The organism is Limnohabitans sp. Rim11, from assembly GCF_001269365.1.
Lineage (GTDB): Bacteria > Pseudomonadota > Gammaproteobacteria > Burkholderiales > Burkholderiaceae_C > Limnohabitans_A.
In genome coordinates this window covers 881204-898830 of record NZ_CXOM01000002.1, presented here as the reverse complement: position 1 = coordinate 898830, position 17627 = coordinate 881204, and the positions used below count along the sequence as shown (strand labels likewise).

Genomic DNA, 17627 nt, shown 5'->3' with positions numbered 1-17627 from the left:
AACGCTTGTCTTCATTTGTGCTTCAACGTTTGCTGAGTTTTTTCATCACTTTGGCGGTCACGTCGGTGGTGGTTTTTGGTATTTTGGAATGGCTGCCGGGCAATGCTGCACAGGTAATTTTGGGCGAAACCGCCACCCCCGAGTCCTTGGCGGCCATGGAAGAAAAACTAGGGCTTCACCAACCCGCCCTCACTCGGTATGTTGAATGGGCAGGCGGTTTGCTCCAAGGCCAATCGGGTCTGAGTATTTCCTACAGCACCCCCACGCTTGAGCTCATCACAGAGCGGCTTCAGGTGACCCTGCCCTTGGCTGTATTGGCCATGCTGATCACAGTGGGCGTTGCTGTGAGTTTGGGTTTGTATGCCGCCTCCAAACACAATACGTCTGCCGATATGGGTGTCATGACATTGAGCCAATTGGGTCTGGCCATTCCTAACTTTTGGTTGGCCATTCTGTTGATCTTGTTGTTTGCAGTGCAGCTGCAGTGGGTCAGTGCAGGCGGGTTTCCAGGATGGACGGAAGAGGCTGGCGGCGGCTTGCTACCAGCACTCAGCGCCTTGATCTTGCCCGCTGTGGCATTGGCAGCAGTGCAAACGGCCATTCTCACGCGCGTCACGCGTTCGGCTGTCATTGAATCGATGGGTGAAGACTATGTGCGCACGGCACGTGCCAAGGGTCTAACCAAGCAGCAAGTGCTGTGGCGCCATGTGCTTCGCAATGCCATGATTCCTGTGGTCACCATCATGGGTTTGCAATTTGGCAACCTCATTACCAGTGCCATTGTGATTGAAAACGTGTTTGTCCTGCCAGGCATTGGACGCCTTATTTTTCAGGCCATTGCCAACCGTGACTTGGTGGTGGTGCGCGATGTGGTCATGTTGTTGGCGGCCATGGTCATTGCCATCAATTTCTTGATTGACATCTTGTATGCATGGATCGATCCCAGACTTCAAGACGGAGTCAACACGTGATGCGCAGCAACACTCTTGTCATGAGCGCATGGACACGCGCGCTGAAACATCCGAGCTTTGTCACGGGTTTCTGTATTTTGTTGGTACTGATTTTTTGCGCAGTGCTGTCCGTATTTTGGTCGCCGTACAACGTGGCTGAAATAGATATTCCCAATAAATTGGCCTCACCCAGCGCACAGCATTGGCTGGGGACTGACAGCCTGGGAAGAGACATTGCCTCTTTGCTGTGGGTGGGCAGTCAAAACACATTGTTGGTGGGTGTGATTGCAGTGGGTATTGGCTTAGGTGTTGGCGTACCGCTGGGCTTGCTGGCTTCTGCCAAGCGGGGATCGACCGAAGAAGTCATCATGCGCGCTTCCGATTTCACGTTTGCATTTCCTGCGCTGCTGTCGGCCATTTTGTTGACTGCCATCTACGGGCCTGGCTTGGTCATCAGCATCACAGCCATTGGTATTTTTAACATTCCAGTGTTTGCACGCATTACGCGCGGCGCGGCCAACGCCATCTGGACACGCGATTACGCCTTGGCTGCCAAGGCTGCCGGCAAATCTGAGTGGCGCATCACATGGATGCATGTGCTGCCCAACATGGCCAGCGTCTTGATTGTGCAAGCCTCTGTTCAATTTGCCATTGCCATTTTGGCGGAGGCGGCCTTGTCGTATCTCGGCTTGGGCACACAACCGCCTCAACCCAGTTGGGGACGGATGTTGAACGAAGCGCAATCGCAAATGTTTCAAGCACCATGGCTGGCTGTGTACCCCGGCATGGCCATTGCCATTGCGGTGCTCGGGTTCAACTTGCTAGGCGATGGCCTGCGCGATTTGATGGACCCGCGCTTGGCCAGGTTGAGATAAGTAGGCTATGAACCACACGCCCCTCCTGTCCATTCAGAACTTGCAAGTTTCCTTAGAAACTGAGCAAGGGCAAGTGGCCGCACTTCGAGGCTTGAACTTTGACATGCAGCGCGGCGAAAAAATAGGCCTCATAGGCGAGAGTGGCTGCGGCAAATCTTTAACGGCCTTGGCCATCATGGGTCTTTTGCCCTTGCGCTCAAAGCTTGAAGGTTCGATCAAACTCAATGGCACCGAATTGAGGGGCATGTCAGATGTCGACATGTGCAAAATCCGAGGTGCGCGCATGGGCATGATTTTTCAGGAGCCCATGACGGCCCTCAACCCCTTGCAACCCATTTGGCAACAAATTGCAGAGCCTTTGTTGCTGCATCAAGGCATGCAAGTTAGCGCGGCCAAAATGCGTGCCCTAGAGTTGCTAGAACGTGTGCAGCTGTCGCGTGCCAAAGAGCGTTTGTTGGCCTATCCGCACCAATTGTCTGGTGGCCAACGTCAGCGCGTCATGATTGCCATGGCACTGGCATGTGGGCCTGACATCTTGATTGCCGATGAGCCCACCACGGCATTGGACGTCACAGTGCAAAAAGAGGTCTTGGCACTCATTTCACAATTGGTTTCTGAAGATGGCATGGGCTTGCTGCTGATCAGTCACGATTTGGGTTTGATGCAAGATCAGGTCGACCGCGTGATGGTGATGTACGGCGGAGCTGTGGTTGAAACCGCACCCACTGAAGCCCTGTTTCAACATCGAAAACATCCCTACACACAAGGCTTGTTTGCAGCCAGGCCACAGCTTGGCTTAAAACGCGGTACACGTTTAACCACCATTCCTGGCCAGGTGCCCGAGCTTTCAAATTGGCCAACTGCCTGTGCCTTTGCAGATCGATGCACGCATGCCATTGATGCGTGTCGCGAAGTGCCTCCACCGCTCTTACAAGTCAATGCGACTGACCATTGGGTGAGATGTCCGTTGTGGCAACAGTTTGAAATGCAGCCATGATTCAGACAACCAACCATTTGCTTGAAGTGAAGGACTTGAGTCACACCTTCACTTTGCCGCGCACCTCTTGGTTTGAAACCCAGAGAAGTTTGCAAGCCCTTCAAAACATTCATTTTGAATTGGCCCCAGGAAGAAGCTTGGGCATTGTTGGTGAATCTGGCTCCGGCAAATCAACCCTGGCCCGCTTGGTAATGGCCCTAGAAAAACCCACACAAGGACAAGTGATTTTTAAGGGTCAAGATTTAAACGCCATCAGCCCCCAAGCACTGAGAGAGATTAGACCCAATTTTCAAATGGTCTTTCAAGACCCCTACAGTGCTCTAGACCCAAGACAAACGGTGTTGCAAATTGTCATCGAGCCGCTACAGAACAAAACAAAATCTGAAATGACCGAACTTGCAGCGGCGGCCCTTTTAGAGGTGGGCCTTCGTTCTTCCGATTTGCTTAAATACCCTCACGAATTCTCTGGGGGCCAAAGACAACGAATTGCCATTGCCAGAGCACTCATTACTCGGCCCGCTTTGATAGTGGCTGACGAACCCCTAAGCGCCCTAGACGTGTCTGTGCAAGCACAAGTTATTAATTTAATGATGGATTTGCAAGACAAACATGGTCTGAGTTATTTGTTGGTCAGTCACGACTTGGCCGTTGTAAACTTGATGTGTGACGAAGTGATGGTGCTGCAGGAAGGTTGCGCGGTAGAGCGCGGCCCCACTGAAGAGGTTTTTTTAAATCCAAAGCACCTTTGCACGCAAACTTTGTTGGCTGCCGTACCAGGTTATTCAGGCTATTGAGATCACTCTGGTCATGCAACCAATACGTTTTAAGCGGGCATCAGTTTTTACATTTTTAAATTGCTAGCGATCACTGAACGATCAAGGACCGACGCATGAAATTTTTATCTTCAACTGCAGTTGCCAGCAAAGCGCCAACAATCGCTTCTAAACGTCAAATTTTGTCAATGATCGGTTTGACTGTCTGTGTTGCAGCCAGTGTGTATGTTTTCAGTTCACCCGCTCAAGCACAAACTCGCAAAGACAGCGTCGTGTTGGGCATGATTTTGGAGCCCACCAGTCTCGACCCCACGACTGCCCCCGCCGCAGCCATTGGCGAGGTGGTTCACTACAACATCTTAGAAGGCCTGACCAAAATTAATGTCGATGGCAGCATCACGCCTTTGTTGGCTGAAAGCTGGGTCATGGATGCAGATGGCAAGGCCTACACCTTCAAGCTGCGCAAAGGCGTGAAGTTTCAAGACGGCGCCAGCTTTGATTCGGCCGCTGTCAAGTTCAGCTTTGACAGAGCCAAGGCAGATAAAAGCACCAACAAAGCCAAAGGCGCTGTGTTCAACAATATTGCGCACATTTCCACACCCGATGCACACACTGTGGTTTTGGTTTTGAACAACCCCGATGGCAATTTTTTATTTCGCATGGGCGAGAACACCGCCGTCATCTTGCACCCAAGCACTGCTGAAACCGCGGCCACCAAGCCCGTGGGCACCGGCCCTTACAAATTAGAAAACTGGGCCAAAGGCTCCGCCATCACCCTTAGCAAATGGGATGCTTACCGCGATGCCGCCAACGTCAAACTCAAGCGCGTCATTTTCCGCTTCATCAACGATGCATCGGCTCAAGTAGCCGCATTGTTGGCCGGCGACATTGACGGCATGCCGCGTTTCCAATCGCCCCAAAGCCTGAAACAATTTCAAGCCGACAAACGCTTCATGGTGGAGATGGGCAATACGGCCGGCAAAGGCATCATGACCATCAACAACAAAAAGAAGCCCTTTGACGATGTTCGTGTCCGCCGTGCGCTGTCGCATGCCATCGACAAAAAAGCCTTCATTGATGGCGTGTTTGAAGGCTTGGCCAAACCCATTGGCAGCCACATGGCGCCCACCGATGCAGGCTATGTCGACCTCACAGGTCAGTATCCTTTTGACATTGAAAAAGCCAAAGCGCTCTTAAAAGAAGCTGGTGTGCAAACGCCCTTGAACGTCACACTCACTTTGCCACCACCACCCTACGCTCGCAAAGGCGGCGAAATTCTGGCAGCCCAATTGGCCAAGGTTGGCATTGTGGCCAAAATTGAAAACGTCGAATGGGCACAGTGGTTAGGCGGTACCTTCAAAGGCAACTTTGACCTGACTGTGATTAACCACGTCGAGCCACTCGACTTTATGAACTACGCCAACCCCCAGTACTACTGGGGCTACGACAGCAAAGCCTTCCGTGATTTGGCCACCAAATATTCAGCAACCACAGGCGCCAAAGATCGCACCAAATTGTTTGGCGACATGCAGCGCATGATTGCCAGCGACGCGGTCAATGTGTTTTTGTTCAACCCGACCAACACGGCGGTGTACAAAAAGGGCTTGAAGGGCTTGTGGTCTAGCTCGCCTGTGTTTGCCAATGACATGGCTGCCGTTAGTTGGAATTAGTCCGTTGAAACTAATTTGAAGTACCGTCGTACTTTTTACCAAGTGCCAACAGCTCAGGTGTTTCAATCAGTTCATTGAGTTGATCGAAGTCCAACATCTGATCGCGCCATGGTGCGGTGGTTTGATGTGTTTTTAAACTGCCATAGTAGGCCCGCAAAGTGTGCGAAACAGCTCGCGCTGTGCCGCCTGGGAAAATCACAATTTTGAAGCCCACTTTGCCCAACTCTTCGGCGCTCAAGATAGGCGTCTTACCGCCTTCCACCATGTTGGCCAGCAAGGGAATGCGATGAGCAAACCGATCGCACGCCACCTTCATTTGTTCGGGTGTTCGCAAGGCTTCCACAAACAGCGCATCGACACCGCACTCTAAATACTTTTCTGCACGGTCCAAGGCGGCATCCAAACCTTCCACAGCCAAGGCATCGGTGCGGGCCAAGATGAGTGTGTTGCTGCTTCGTCTAGCGTCCAAAGCTGCATGGATTTTGCCCTGCATTTCTTTCACAGGGACGACCCCTTTGCCATCTAAATGACCGCAGCGCTTAGGGAAAGTTTGGTCTTCAATTTGAATCATGGCTGCACCTGCCCGTTCAAAATCGCGCACCGTGCGCTGCATATTAAGTGCATTGCCAAACCCAGTATCGGCATCGACAATGACGGGCACTCGCACACGGTCGGTGATGTTGGCCAATGTGTTCGCAACTTCACTGGCAGTGGTTAAGCCAATGTCAGACCTACCTAGGCGGGTGTAGGCAATGGAGGCACCCGATAAATAAAGTGCTTCAAAACCTGCTTGCTCTGCAATGAGGGCGGTCAGCGCGTCGTAAATTCCAGGGGCTAACAGAGCGCTGGGTTGTTGCAAGCGTTGGGCCAGTAACATATCAATATTCCTATGAATTGAGTATCAATTAAAGATGTGAATTGCCAATAAGCCTCAAGCTGCGTGCAATTTTTTCGCTATGTCTTGGGCAGCCAACCAGCCACCGCCCACAGCGCTTAACAAACCATTGCCTGCCAAGTACCCGTCGGCACCGCGGCCCGACACACCGCGTGCTGCACCGCCGGCCGCATACAAATTGCTTAGAGTTTGGCCGTTGGTTTTAACAACACGACATTGGGCATCCACTTCTAAGCCACCCTGCGTGTGGAACAGCGCACCGGTCACCTTGATGGCGTGATAGGGCCCTTGCAATGAACGCGTAAAGCTTCTGCCCATGCTGTCTGTGTGGCCCGCGCGAACTTCATCCAAAGTTGCTTTCAATGTAGCCGGATCACAACCCACAATGGCAGCCAAATCCTCAACAGTGATCGCAGTTCGCAAAGCACCAGCAGCTTCTGCATCGCGAAAATCTGGAAAGCTTCTGAGCAACTCAAGCAAGGGGGCATCAAAAATGTTCCAAGCGATGCTGCCGGGCTGGCTTAGCACATGCACAGCAGCTTCTGAATAACCACCCGTTTCGTCGTTAAAGCGTTTGCCTAGGGCGTTGACTTGAACACCCCCTTCCATGATGAAAGCCCAAGTCATGAGCGCACCCTGCGGTGTGACCCACGAACCATGTCCTTGGTAGGCATCCAAGTCTCCCATTTGCAAACCCAACTGACGGCCCCACTGAATAGCCGTGCCATCGTTGCCTTGGTGGCCTGCAAAAACAGCATTGGCCATCTCAGGCAGTAGTTCTTTGACCATCTCGCTGTTGCCGCCAAAGCCGTTGCAGGCCAGCAATAAATAGTCGCATGACAAATACTCCACAGCACCATCGGGCCTTTGGTAGCCAACACCCACCACATGATCTTGCGCATTGACCCAAAGCTCACAGACCAATGATTGACCCAAAATATCTGCGCCCAAATCGTTGGCCACCTGCGCCAAACGTGTCATCAAAGTTGAACCCGTTTTTTCAGGCATGGTGTGCATGCGCCTGACGGTATGACCTGGGTACAAAAAGCCATCGACAATTTCAAACGGCAAGCCCATTTTTTCTAGCTCGTCGATGGCCTCTGTGGCAGACAGCACATAAGCCTTGACCAAGTGCAAAGGCGCTTGACCGTGAGCTTTGTTCATCACATCGTCAATGAGCAATTGATGAGAGTCTTCAATGCCCAATGATTTTTGCAAGCGTGTTTCTGCAGCGGGAATAAAGCCGGAAGACAGCGCAGAGGAGCCTGTGCCAGATTCATCGCGCTCTAGAACCAATACATCAATGCCCGCCTTGCGAAGTGCAATAGCAGCAGTTAAACCACAAGAGCCTCCGCCAACGATGCACACAGGTACTTCGGGCGTGCCATCCGGCATGGTCTCGGCGCGAACAATTTGGGGAGCTTTTTGATTTTTCATGATGACGCTTTTTGTTGTTCCAGGCGCAGTTTGAGTTGGGGCAAGAGACCACCGGCTTCCACCATGGACACTAAGAAATCTGGAATGGGGTCGCATGCAAGCCGTTGACCATTGCCACGCACCACCGCCCACTGCTTCAAGTCGAGTGATACTTGCTCAGCCTCTTCTAGCAATTCTGCTTCTTTGCATGTAAGGAGCAGAAGCCCTAAGTTGAAAGCATTTCGAAAATACAAACCACTGTAAGAAGGTGCAATGACCGCTTTCACGCCCAACTTGACCAAGGCGTCGGCAGCCTGCTCTCTGGAAGAGCCAATGCCAAAATTGGGGCCAGCAGCCACAACATCACCGGCCTTCACTCCCCCCGCAAATTCAGGCCTCACACCTTCCAAACAATGTTTGGCGATGTCGTGAATACCCAATTTCATATAGGCACCAGGGGCCAGTTGATCGGTGTCCACATCGGCGCCCACGCGCCAAACTTTGTGCAACGCACTCATGCCAAGACCTCCCTTGGATCAGAAATACTGCCGCGCAAAGCAGAAGCTGCCACCGTGTAAGGCGACGCCAAATAAACCTGCGCAGTGGCCGAACCCATACGGCCTTTGAAGTTTCGCGCCGTGGTGGCAATCACGTTGGCACCATCTGGAATGCTGCCACCATAACCAGAGCAAGCACCGCACGATGTGGGCAACACTTCTGCACCCGATTGACGCAGTGCATGCATCACGCCTTCGCTTTCTGCTTGGGCTTGATCTTGCAAACTGGCCGGTGCCACCATCAAACGAACACCAGCAGGCAGTTGCTGACCTTTAAGCACTTGTGCCGCAGCACGCAAGTCCTCCAACTTAGCGCCTGTACAAGCACCGATGTAGGCCACTTGAATGGGTGTATTTTTAAATTCTGAGACAGCCTTGGTATTGGCTGGGCTGTGAGGTGCGGCCACTTGGGGCACCAAGGTGGCCGCATCAAATTCATGAACCAACTTATCGGCAGCATTATCGGTGTGCCAGCCTTCAATTTGTACATCTTTGGCACCGGTGGTCGCCAGCCAATCGCGGGTCACCTCGTCGGGTGCAATCAAGCCCACTTGCGAGCCCATCTCTGCGCTCATGTTGGACATGGTCATGCGCTCTTGCATAGAGAGCGCCTTCACGGCTTCACCACAAAATTCAACCGCTTGATACTGGCCGCCATTCATGCCAAATTGGCCAATCATGTGAAGCATCATGTCCTTGGCAGTCACACCGGGTTTGAGTCGGTTATTCCAACGCATCATCAATGTTTGAGGGACGCGAACCCAGAGCTGCCCTGTCACCACAACACCCAACATTTCGGTACTGCCCACACCAAACATGTAGGTGCCCAAGGCGCCCCCTGTGGGTGAATGCGAGTCGCCACCGACACAAAACATACCCGGCTTCAGATGGCCTTTTTGCGGCAAGACCACATGACAGATACCCAGGCTGTCGTAGACATGAGGCAACTGTTGCTCAACAGCCCACTCGCGTGCAATGCGCACAATGCGGCGAGAATCGTCGTCTTGCTCCGGCACATAGTGGTCCATGACCAAGACCACACGAGATTTGTCCCAAATTTGGGCACCCAATTCTTCCAACATGGGTTTGAGTCGCCGGGGGCCCGATGAATCATGGAACATGGCCAGATCGACTTGGCAATTGACAATTTCACCCACCGCAACATGGTTTTTGCCAGCTGCTTTGGCAATCAATTTTTGCGCAAGCGTTTGCGGGGGTTGGTGGTATGTTTGGGTGCTCATATTTGACAATTCATTGAATGGGGATAACCCCGTTTCAAGCCTTCACCTTTTCTTCTCTCATTGAGACGCGGGCATCCACATCGCCAATGCGAGACACTTCCAATTGATATTCATAACGGTCGGGGCGATACAGGCCTTCCAGCCATTGCACAGGTTGATCATTGGCATCAAACACCAAACGACGCACCGACAACAAGGCCGAGCCAATGGCCACATCCAATGCATCAGCAACGCGCGCATCTGCTTGACGCGCCGAGATGGTTTGCTGCGCCCGTCCAAGTTCTACGCCAGCCTCACTGAGCAACTGCAAAAGAGGTTTGGCAGCCAGGTCTTTGCGAACAATGTCTGCCGCCAAGCTTTGTGGCACATACGTGATGATGTAGGACAGCGGGCCTTCCCGTGAACTTCGCAATCGAATGGCTTTTTTAACCGATGAGCCAACTTCGATTTGAAGTGCAAAGGCAACGTCTTCTGGGGCCGCAATGGTGCGCCAATCTAGCACTTTCACTGTCGTTGAGCGACTTGCACTCACAATGTTTTCCATCAGTCCTGCCAAGCGCGTAGGCTGAGTCAGTGCTGGCGTACTCATACCCAAACCGACATGATTGATTGGTTTGGGAAAGGTACCTCGACCGGCCACACGCACAATCAATTCTTCGGCGACTAATTTTTCCATGGCATGTCGAATGGTGACGCGACCGACACCAAACTGCTTGGCCAATTCCATCTCTGCCGGCATGGCTTTGGCAAACCGGCCTTCAAGCAATTGCTCACGCAACACCAAATAAATTTGGTGGTACTTGGTTAATGGCAGCCGAGGTGTCACGCCACGACCTCTTCAAAATTCCAAGCGTGCATTTGAATGTCAAACACTTCTTGGGGGCTTACACCTTCAAGCAAATGGTACAGCATGAATTGATAACAATCGTTGGCTTCAATTTCACTGGGTGTGAAAGCAAAAGCCAAATTGCCGCCAGTCGTCAATCGACCTGGAAAACCATAGTGCAGCAAGTTTTGTTTGAACACTGAAGCTGCTGTTTTAGCCAAGCTGCCAGTTGGAGCCAGAAATTCAAGGACCACACCAATTTCGTGCTGACTTAGTTGAGCCTTGGGCAAGGCTCGCACAGCGCCTTGACCGTACAGATGAGGCACCATCGACCACTTGCCTAGCACCAGTTTTCGGACACGCTCGCAGACCACTTGTAATGCCTCAGGCATCATCTCAATCATGCGAGGGTCTGCCACACCCGCCAACAAAACTGCTCTGGCGCCTGTGTGAAGTGCACCCTCCACTTTCAAAGTGGGTGATAGGCGCTTCACAAATTGCGCACCAGAAACTTGCGTACGGTGGCCGTCAATGGCTATGTATTTGGCATACTTCAAATGCAATGTGCCTTCAGGCTCCTCAACCACCCAAGGGTCTGACTGCTCATACAGTGCATGGGCCGCAACAGAAGAGGGCGTTGCATGGGCGTTTGGATTCATGCTTTCCAAAATAAATTCATTGAGACCCAACTCTGCCAAGATGGCATCACGGCCTCCCGGGTTACAACACAGTGATGTGCACTCAATGATTTTGGCCATGTGCAACGACAGTGCGGGGTCATAGCCCAACATTTGAGGCAAGGCTGCAAAAATAGCGGTGTCGCAAGAACGGCCAGCAATCAGTACATCGGGTTTCTGCGCCAAGGCTTGCATGAAGGTATGCGTCCCGCACTGCGCCACGATGTTGGTGGCCGCCTCTATTTCGGTTTCAATGGGTACCGGCAGTGGTAACGAAACACCTTCTGTGTCTAAGCTTTTGATACGGCCCTCTTGGGCTGCTTGCACCAAAATTTTTCGAGGCACATCGCTGGCAACTGTGGCCACTGAAAAAGACAGCCCGTGTGCTTTTGCCACTTCTTGCAGCAAAGCCAAGGTGGCTTCAAGTTGGGGTTTGGCACCCGCCGTGCCTGCGCTTCCAATGATCAAAGGCACATTCAACTGCCTGGCACCCAGCAGCACCATTTCTAAGTCGCGACGAATCATGTCTTTGGGCGCGGCCATTTGACCTGAACCCAAATAAAAAGGGCCAGGATCGATCGATCCCATGTCGCACCCAATGAAATGCGGTTGCCTTTGAAGACCCCGCTCAAAAGAGTCTTGAACAATGCCAAAACCCAACTGACCCGAAGCCGACAACACACGCAGACGCTCTACGCCCGGCACATGACTTGCCAGCAAGCGGGAAACAGCAGTTGGTTTTTCGGGCCTCGACATGCTCTTAGACCCTCAATGACAAGAGGGGCGCATGTTGCTGGGCACCATACAAATCGCCATCACCGGGGTGACCTGCACACACAGACCTCTGCATGGACAGCTTGATGGCAAAGATTTCCGGCAAGTCGAATCTTTTGACTTGTGGGCTAAGCAAACCATACAGCGAGGCGATTGAACTGACTTGAAGTGCATCGCTTTGTGCCGCCCGTTGAAAGCACTCAAAATTTGGAAAGAATAAATCCAAGGTCACACACAAGGGGCCTGCATTTTTACTGCGAATGACGTTGGCTAATTCAGCCAAGGGAAGCTTGATCTCGGGCATCTGTTTATCTGGCCGTAAAGCCGCCATCCGCACAAAGAATTTGGCCCGTGATGAAAGACGCTCTTTGTGACAACAGAAAACTCACCACCTCGCCAATTTCCTGAGGCTGGCCAAGACGGCCCATGGGAATTGTGGCTTGCATGGCCGCCAATGAAGCGGGATCAGCCATGGTGGGTGCCACCATGGGCGTGGCAACAGGGCCAGGCCCCACGGCATTGATGCGAACACCTTCCGAGGCCCACTCCAAGGCCAAAGATTTGACCATGCCGTTCAAACCTGCTTTGGACGCTGCATAAGCAGCGCCCCGCGCATGTCCCACCAAACCAATTTGGCTGCTAATGACCACCACACTGGCGTCACCACAACGTGCTTTGCGCATTTGCGCGATGGCAGCCCGGGTTAAAACAAAGGTGGCATCTAAGTTGAGGGCCAAAGTTTGACGCCACTCGTCCAAGGTAATTTCGTCCGATAGTTTTTTGAAGAAAATACCCGCGCAGCATGCCAAGGCATCTAATCCACCAAGCGCTTGCGCAGCTTTTTCTGGCAAAGCGGCACAAGCGACATCGTCCAACAAGTCTTGAACAAAAACCACAGCTTCGGGCAGCGCCTGCTGAACAGCAGACACTTGCTCTTGCGACTGCACCACAGCGGCCACTTTGGCGCCATGGCTAGAAAGTGCACAGGCAGTGGCCAGACCAATGCCCGAGCCTGCCCCCGTCACCAAGGCATGACGCCCCGCGAGTTCCATGGCACGCTTAGACAAGGTTCAAAGTCCCAAATAGTTTTTGCGGAGTTCAGGGTCGCGCGCCATGTCAGAGGCCTTGCCTTGCATGGCCACTTCACCGTTTTCAATGATGTAAGCCCGGTGTGCGATGGCCAAAGTTTGAACCGCGTTTTGCTCCATCAATAAGATAGGCATACCTTGTTTGTTGATGTTGGCAATCAACTCAAACATTTGCTCGACCAACAAAGGCGAAAGACCTAAGGAGGGTTCGTCCATGATGAGCAATGCGGGCTCAGACATCAGACCGCGACCAATGGCCAGCATTTGCTGCTCACCACCAGACAAGGTTCCCGCCATTTGGGCGAAGCGTTCTTTGAGGCGCGGGAAAATTTCAACCACCCGCTCTAAGTTTTGAGATCTGCGCTCTTTGCCTCTGACCTGGCTACCCAGCAAGAGGTTGTCTTTGACATTGAGGTTAGGAAAAATACGCCGGCCTTCGGGCACATGAATCAAGCCGCGTTGAACCACCTCGGTGGAGTTCATACCGGTCAGGTCTTCCCCCTGAAAACGAATGGAACCACTGAAGGGTTTGTAAAGCGCAGAAATGTTGTTGTTAAGGGTGGACTTGCCCACGCCATTGCTGCCCAGCACCGCCACAATTTCGCTTGCCCCCACATCCAGATTGATGCCGCGCAAAATTTCAATTTGGCCGTAGCCCGCATGGAGATTGCGAATTTCAAGCATGTTCAACTCCTTGTGCTTGACCCGTCATTTGATCGGCAGCACCCCGTCCGAGGTAAGCTTCAATCACTTCACGGTTGTTAACAACCTCTTCTGGTTTGCCTTCGGCAATGATCTTGCCGTAAGACAACACGTAGATGTATTCCGACAAACTCATCACGGCATGCATAACGTGCTCAATGAGCAAGATGGTGACGCCTGAATCACGAATGCTGCGAATGAGCGCAATGATCTCAATGATCTCTTGCGGGTTCAATCCGGCCATGACTTCGTCTAGCAAAAGCAACTTGGGACCCGTGGCCAAAGCGCGCGCCAACTCCAATCGCTTTCTGCCCGCCACAGTCAATTCAGAGGCAGGCTGATCGAGCATGCCCGCCATGCCTACTTTTTCTGCAATCAAACGCGCATGGGCATGGGCTTGGTCTCTGACGGCAAACTGTTGGTAAGCACCCACCGCAATGTTTTCAAGCACCGAAAGCTTGGCAAAAGGCTGCGTAATTTGAAATGTCCGAACCATGCCAAGACGGGCAATTTCATGCACTTCCAAACCAACAATGTTTTTACCAAGCAATTCAACCTGGCCTTCGTTGATTTTGTGAAAGCCAGCAATGGACGCAAACAAGGTTGTCTTGCCCGCACCATTGGGACCAATGAGAGAAACAATTTGACCCGCAGCAACTTCTAAGGAAGCATTGTCGACAGCACGCAAGCCACCAAATATTTTGGTTAAACCTTTAACTTTCAGCATCAGGCTTCTCCCTTTTTGTTGGCAGCAGACTTTAAACGGCCTGCTTCTTTACGTTCTTTTTTCTTGAACAATTCGACCAAGCCGTTGGGCAAGAAAGCAATGATGATGACCAACAGCGTGCCGTACAGCACCAAGGAAAGGCCTTGGAGACTGAACATGGACCGTGTCACTTCACTGACCAATGCAAGCAGTACCGCGCCAATGAGCGGGCCATACACAGTGCCTGCGCCACCAATCATGCTGACCAATAGCATCTCAACCGACTTGTCGACACCAAACACAATGGTGGGATCGATGTACAAGAAGTACTGCGAAAAAAAACATCCGCCTACACCAGCAATGGCACCAGAGATGGCCATGATCTTGATTTTTTCAGCAAATATATTGATGCCCAGAGCGCGTGCGGAATCTTCATTTTCACGAATGGCCGCCAAACGCGCGCCAAATCGGGACGCCTTCAACCAAAGTGCAATGGCCACTGAAATCACAGTGAGTGCCAAGATGATGAAGTAAAAAACGCGTCGATCACCAAACTGGAAATTAGCGGCAGTTTGCTTCATGGGGATCAGCATGCCCAAACCACCACCGGTAATTTCAATGGAGTTGGAAATGATGCGAAAGACTTCTGCAAAGGCCAAAGTGATCAAAGCGAAATAAGAACCTTTGAGCCCCGCTCTGAAGGACAACACACTGATGAGCCAACCCGCCGCGGCACCCGCCAATGCAGAGACTGGCAGACCCCACCAAGGATTAAATCCAAAGCGCATTTGAACAATGGTTGAGGCATAGGCACCTACACCAAAAAATGCCACATGCCCAAACGACAACTGACCGGCAAAGCCCCCAGCAATGTTCCAGGACTGTCCAATGAAAGCATAGAACAGCGCCAACACCCCAAAGTTAATGACAAAGGCAGAATCGGACGTAAACGGAAAAATGATGGCAACGACCAACAACAACAAGTGAAGGGTCCAAGGTAAACGATTGAAAATCATCGCTTGTCTCCAAAGAGTCCTGAGGGTCTGAACAACAAGATCAGAATGAAGATGAGAGAGATGCCAATTTGACCCAGGCTTTCGCCCAAATACAAACCGCCAAACGACTCAGTCAAACCGACAATCAAGCCGCCCACCACTGCGCCCAAAAAGCTGCCCATGCCGCCCAACACCACTACCGTGAAAGCCACCATCACAAAGACGTGACCCGTGGTGGGTGAGACATAAAAAATGGGCATGAGCAAGGAAGCTGCAGCGCCCAAGGTGGCCATGCCCAAACCAAAGGAGATGGCAAAAACTTTGTCGACATCAATACCCACCAAACGCGCACCCATGCGCTCTTTGGCCACTGCACGAATGGCCCGGCCTGTGTCTGTTTGAGTGATGAAGATGCCCAGCAATGCGCACATCACCATTGAAGCTACAAATGAAATGATCTTGGGAAGGCCAATCAACAAAGGCCCCACCTCAAACATTTTGTCGCTGTAAGAAAGAGAAATGGTGCGCGAGTCGCCTGTGAAAAGCATCAGCGCCAGGTTTTCAATGACGATCGACAAACCCAGGGTGATCAACAAAATGTTTTCGTCTTTACCGTAAGACAATTTGCCGATGAAATATTTGTAAAGGATGTAGCCCATGACAAACATGGTGGGCATTGTGATCAACAAGGAAAGATAGGGATCAACGCCCATCTTGGTCACCAAATAGAAAACACCAAACATGGCCAACATCAACATGCTGCCATGCGCAAAATTAATGATGTGCAGCACACCATAAATCAATGTGAGCCCAGAGGCGACGAGGGTGTAAATACCCCCCATGAGGATGCCATTGATGACAGCCGCTCCGATGATGGTCAGGTCCAAAACGAGTTCCTTGTCATGAGGTCAATAAAATTGCAGAGATACTGCAAGATGAATTCACAGGAGCTATCCAACCTGACTGCCTGTTGCAGTCAAGTTGAAGTCTCCGATAGAAATCTAAGAAATTCGGAATCAGTTCAATTCGGCAAGCAAGCGCTTCAACAATGCTGAGCGTTTGCTTGGCCGAAGAAACTGGATCAGCTGAATTTAGGACGTGGGAAGACTGGCTTCATTGCTGAAAATTCATTGGGCCAAACCACATTGATGTCGGTCTTGGTGGCCTGCAACATGGCGGCACGGCCACCGGAGTTTTGACCGTCGACAAACTTGGTAGGACCGTAAGGCATGAAGTGGTCGGACCAGGTGCTGGCCTCGAGTGCTGCAATGACTTTTTCTTTGTCGGCCGACTTAGCACGCTCCAGCGCTTCAGCGTAACACTTGACGGCGTTGTAGCCACAGTAGACTTCGAATGTGAACAAGCCACCTTTTGCCTCAACCGCCTTGCGCATGGCCAAGGCCTTGGGATTGCGGGGGTTGTACCAGTGGTTGAAGTCCATCATGTTCTGAGCGATGTCAGGCTGCTCACTGACCAGCTTGAAGTTGAAGCCACCACCCAGCACACTGAACATGCCTGCCACATCAACGCGCTGCTGATGCAAAGTGCGCGCCAACAAAACGTATTCGTTTTGGTAGTTACTCATGATCACGAGATCGGGCTTCAGGCTCTTGATGCGCAGCGCAACGTTGGAGAAATCGCGAGTGGGGTTGGCGTGCTTGATGACCTCGGCCACCTGCACATTGATACCGGGCAAGCGATCGGCAAGCAGCTTGGCTGTACCTGTGCCGAACTCTGACTCCTCGTGCACCAACACAGCCGACTTGGCCACACCGCCAGCCGCTTTGTTAATTTCGCCCAAGCCCACAATGGCATCGTCCACGCACTTGCCAAAGCCTGGTGCTAACCTGAACACGTTCTTGAGACCGCGCTTGACGATGAGGTCGGATACGCCGACGTCAATCATGAAAGGCGTGTTGTACTTGGCAGCAGCCTGAGTGGCCGGCAGTGCAATGGCGCTGGAGAAGCAGCCAACATATGCGGCCACACCTGCTTGGTGCAGGCGCTCAACTTCGGACACACCGACTTCGGGACGTGATTGTGAATCGCCCAGAGCGGCTTCAAGCTTGGCACCGCCCATGGACTTGATACCGCCAGCCGCGTTGATTTCATCGATGGCCATCTGGCAGCCGAGGCGACCTTGACCGCCGCTGTAGGCGAGTCCACCGCTTACGGGGTGCACCAGACCAATCTTAATGGGAGCTGGCTGCGCCAACAAAAAGCCAGGTGCGCCGAGAGCGGAAGTGGCGGCACCAGCTTGCAAGATCAAACGACGGGATACACGGACATCAGACGTCATGGTAATTCCTCAATGAAGAAGTTGTGGGTTGAATTAAATTGTTCCATTCATAGAACAATTAGGTACACTGTGCAACAATCTTTTTGTGAAGTCAAGCGGAAATTCCTTAAGTTTTAAAAATTTAAAGTGTCAACTTTTCCTCACACGAATGGATGTTTCTTCACACATAACAAGGCAGCAAGAGAT

Annotated in this window: 18 protein-coding genes; 5 read left to right on the top strand and 13 right to left on the bottom strand. The window is 52.0% G+C overall.

What is annotated here, in order from left to right:
* Window positions 1-5 precede the first annotated feature (5 nt).
* The 5 genes from AMM03_RS08970 to AMM03_RS08950 all read left to right on the top strand — a co-directional run bounded on the left by AMM03_RS08970 (window position 6) and on the right by AMM03_RS08950 (window position 5265).
* Entirely contained in the window at window positions 6-971 is a 966-nt protein-coding gene (locus tag AMM03_RS08970) for an ABC transporter permease (protein ID WP_090130528.1), read from the top strand.
* A gap of 20 nt (window positions 972-991) precedes the next feature.
* Window positions 992-1825: an ABC transporter permease gene (locus AMM03_RS08965; protein WP_228764622.1), complete on the top strand. Its 834-nt coding sequence runs from the start codon at window positions 992-994 to the stop codon at window positions 1823-1825.
* Window positions 1826-1832: 7 nt separating this feature from the next.
* Window positions 1833-2822, top strand: coding sequence for an ABC transporter ATP-binding protein (locus AMM03_RS08960; protein ID WP_090130522.1), 990 nt, complete (start codon window positions 1833-1835; stop codon window positions 2820-2822).
* Window positions 2819-3616 (top strand): ATP-binding cassette domain-containing protein, encoded by a 798-nt coding sequence (locus AMM03_RS08955; protein WP_090130521.1) that lies wholly within the window; start codon window positions 2819-2821, stop codon window positions 3614-3616. Before AMM03_RS08960 ends, AMM03_RS08955 begins: the two co-directional genes overlap by 4 nt.
* 167 nt (window positions 3617-3783) lie before the next feature.
* Complete coding sequence (locus AMM03_RS08950) at window positions 3784-5265, top strand: ABC transporter substrate-binding protein (RefSeq protein WP_090130839.1); 1482 nt, start codon at window positions 3784-3786, stop codon at window positions 5263-5265.
* Between the two features lie 10 nt (window positions 5266-5275).
* On the opposite strand, the gene AMM03_RS08945 is transcribed toward AMM03_RS08950, so the two are convergent.
* The 13 genes from AMM03_RS08945 to AMM03_RS08885 all read right to left on the bottom strand — a co-directional run bounded on the left by AMM03_RS08945 (window position 5276) and on the right by AMM03_RS08885 (window position 17441).
* Entirely contained in the window at window positions 5276-6142 is an 867-nt protein-coding gene (locus AMM03_RS08945; RefSeq protein ID WP_090130519.1) for an isocitrate lyase/PEP mutase family protein, read from the bottom strand.
* A 54-nt stretch (window positions 6143-6196) separates the two neighbouring features.
* Window positions 6197-7597 carry an FAD-dependent oxidoreductase gene (locus AMM03_RS08940; protein ID WP_090130517.1) on the bottom strand — a complete coding sequence of 467 codons (1401 nt, stop codon included), beginning with the start codon at window positions 7595-7597 and terminating at the stop codon, window positions 6197-6199.
* The gene (locus AMM03_RS08935) at window positions 7594-8094 is read right to left on the bottom strand and encodes a LeuD/DmdB family oxidoreductase small subunit (RefSeq protein ID WP_090130515.1); all 501 of its coding nucleotides are present in this window, start codon (window positions 8092-8094) and stop codon (window positions 7594-7596) included. Before AMM03_RS08935 ends, AMM03_RS08940 begins: the two co-directional genes overlap by 4 nt.
* A complete protein-coding gene (locus tag AMM03_RS08930) occupies window positions 8091-9374 on the bottom strand; it encodes a 3-isopropylmalate dehydratase large subunit (RefSeq protein ID WP_090130513.1) in 1284 nt (427 codons plus the stop codon). Before AMM03_RS08930 ends, AMM03_RS08935 begins: the two co-directional genes overlap by 4 nt.
* Before the next feature lie 34 nt (window positions 9375-9408).
* A complete protein-coding gene (locus tag AMM03_RS08925) occupies window positions 9409-10200 on the bottom strand; it encodes a GntR family transcriptional regulator (protein WP_090130512.1) in 792 nt (263 codons plus the stop codon).
* Window positions 10197-11633 (bottom strand): acyclic terpene utilization AtuA family protein, encoded by a 1437-nt coding sequence (locus tag AMM03_RS08920; RefSeq protein WP_090130510.1) that lies wholly within the window; start codon window positions 11631-11633, stop codon window positions 10197-10199. The genes AMM03_RS08925 and AMM03_RS08920 overlap by 4 nt, the downstream gene beginning before the upstream one ends.
* Before the next feature lie 4 nt (window positions 11634-11637).
* Window positions 11638-11934: a DUF4387 family protein gene (locus AMM03_RS08915; protein WP_228764621.1), complete on the bottom strand. Its 297-nt coding sequence runs from the start codon at window positions 11932-11934 to the stop codon at window positions 11638-11640.
* A 25-nt stretch (window positions 11935-11959) separates the two neighbouring features.
* Window positions 11960-12718, bottom strand: coding sequence for an SDR family NAD(P)-dependent oxidoreductase (locus tag AMM03_RS08910; protein WP_228764620.1), 759 nt, complete (start codon window positions 12716-12718; stop codon window positions 11960-11962).
* Window positions 12719-12721: 3 nt separating this feature from the next.
* Entirely contained in the window at window positions 12722-13423 is a 702-nt protein-coding gene (locus tag AMM03_RS08905) for an ABC transporter ATP-binding protein (RefSeq protein WP_090130504.1), read from the bottom strand.
* The gene (locus AMM03_RS08900) at window positions 13416-14168 is read right to left on the bottom strand and encodes an ABC transporter ATP-binding protein (RefSeq protein ID WP_090130502.1); all 753 of its coding nucleotides are present in this window, start codon (window positions 14166-14168) and stop codon (window positions 13416-13418) included. Before AMM03_RS08900 ends, AMM03_RS08905 begins: the two co-directional genes overlap by 8 nt.
* Window positions 14168-15163 carry a branched-chain amino acid ABC transporter permease gene (locus AMM03_RS08895; RefSeq protein WP_090130499.1) on the bottom strand — a complete coding sequence of 332 codons (996 nt, stop codon included), beginning with the start codon at window positions 15161-15163 and terminating at the stop codon, window positions 14168-14170. The genes AMM03_RS08900 and AMM03_RS08895 overlap by 1 nt, the downstream gene beginning before the upstream one ends.
* Window positions 15160-16029 (bottom strand): branched-chain amino acid ABC transporter permease, encoded by an 870-nt coding sequence (locus AMM03_RS08890; protein WP_255349621.1) that lies wholly within the window; start codon window positions 16027-16029, stop codon window positions 15160-15162. Before AMM03_RS08890 ends, AMM03_RS08895 begins: the two co-directional genes overlap by 4 nt.
* Before the next feature lie 194 nt (window positions 16030-16223).
* On the bottom strand, window positions 16224-17441 hold the full coding sequence (locus AMM03_RS08885; RefSeq protein WP_090130497.1) for an ABC transporter substrate-binding protein: 1218 nt from the start codon (window positions 17439-17441) through the stop codon (window positions 16224-16226).
* Window positions 17442-17627: the final 186 nt, after the last annotated feature.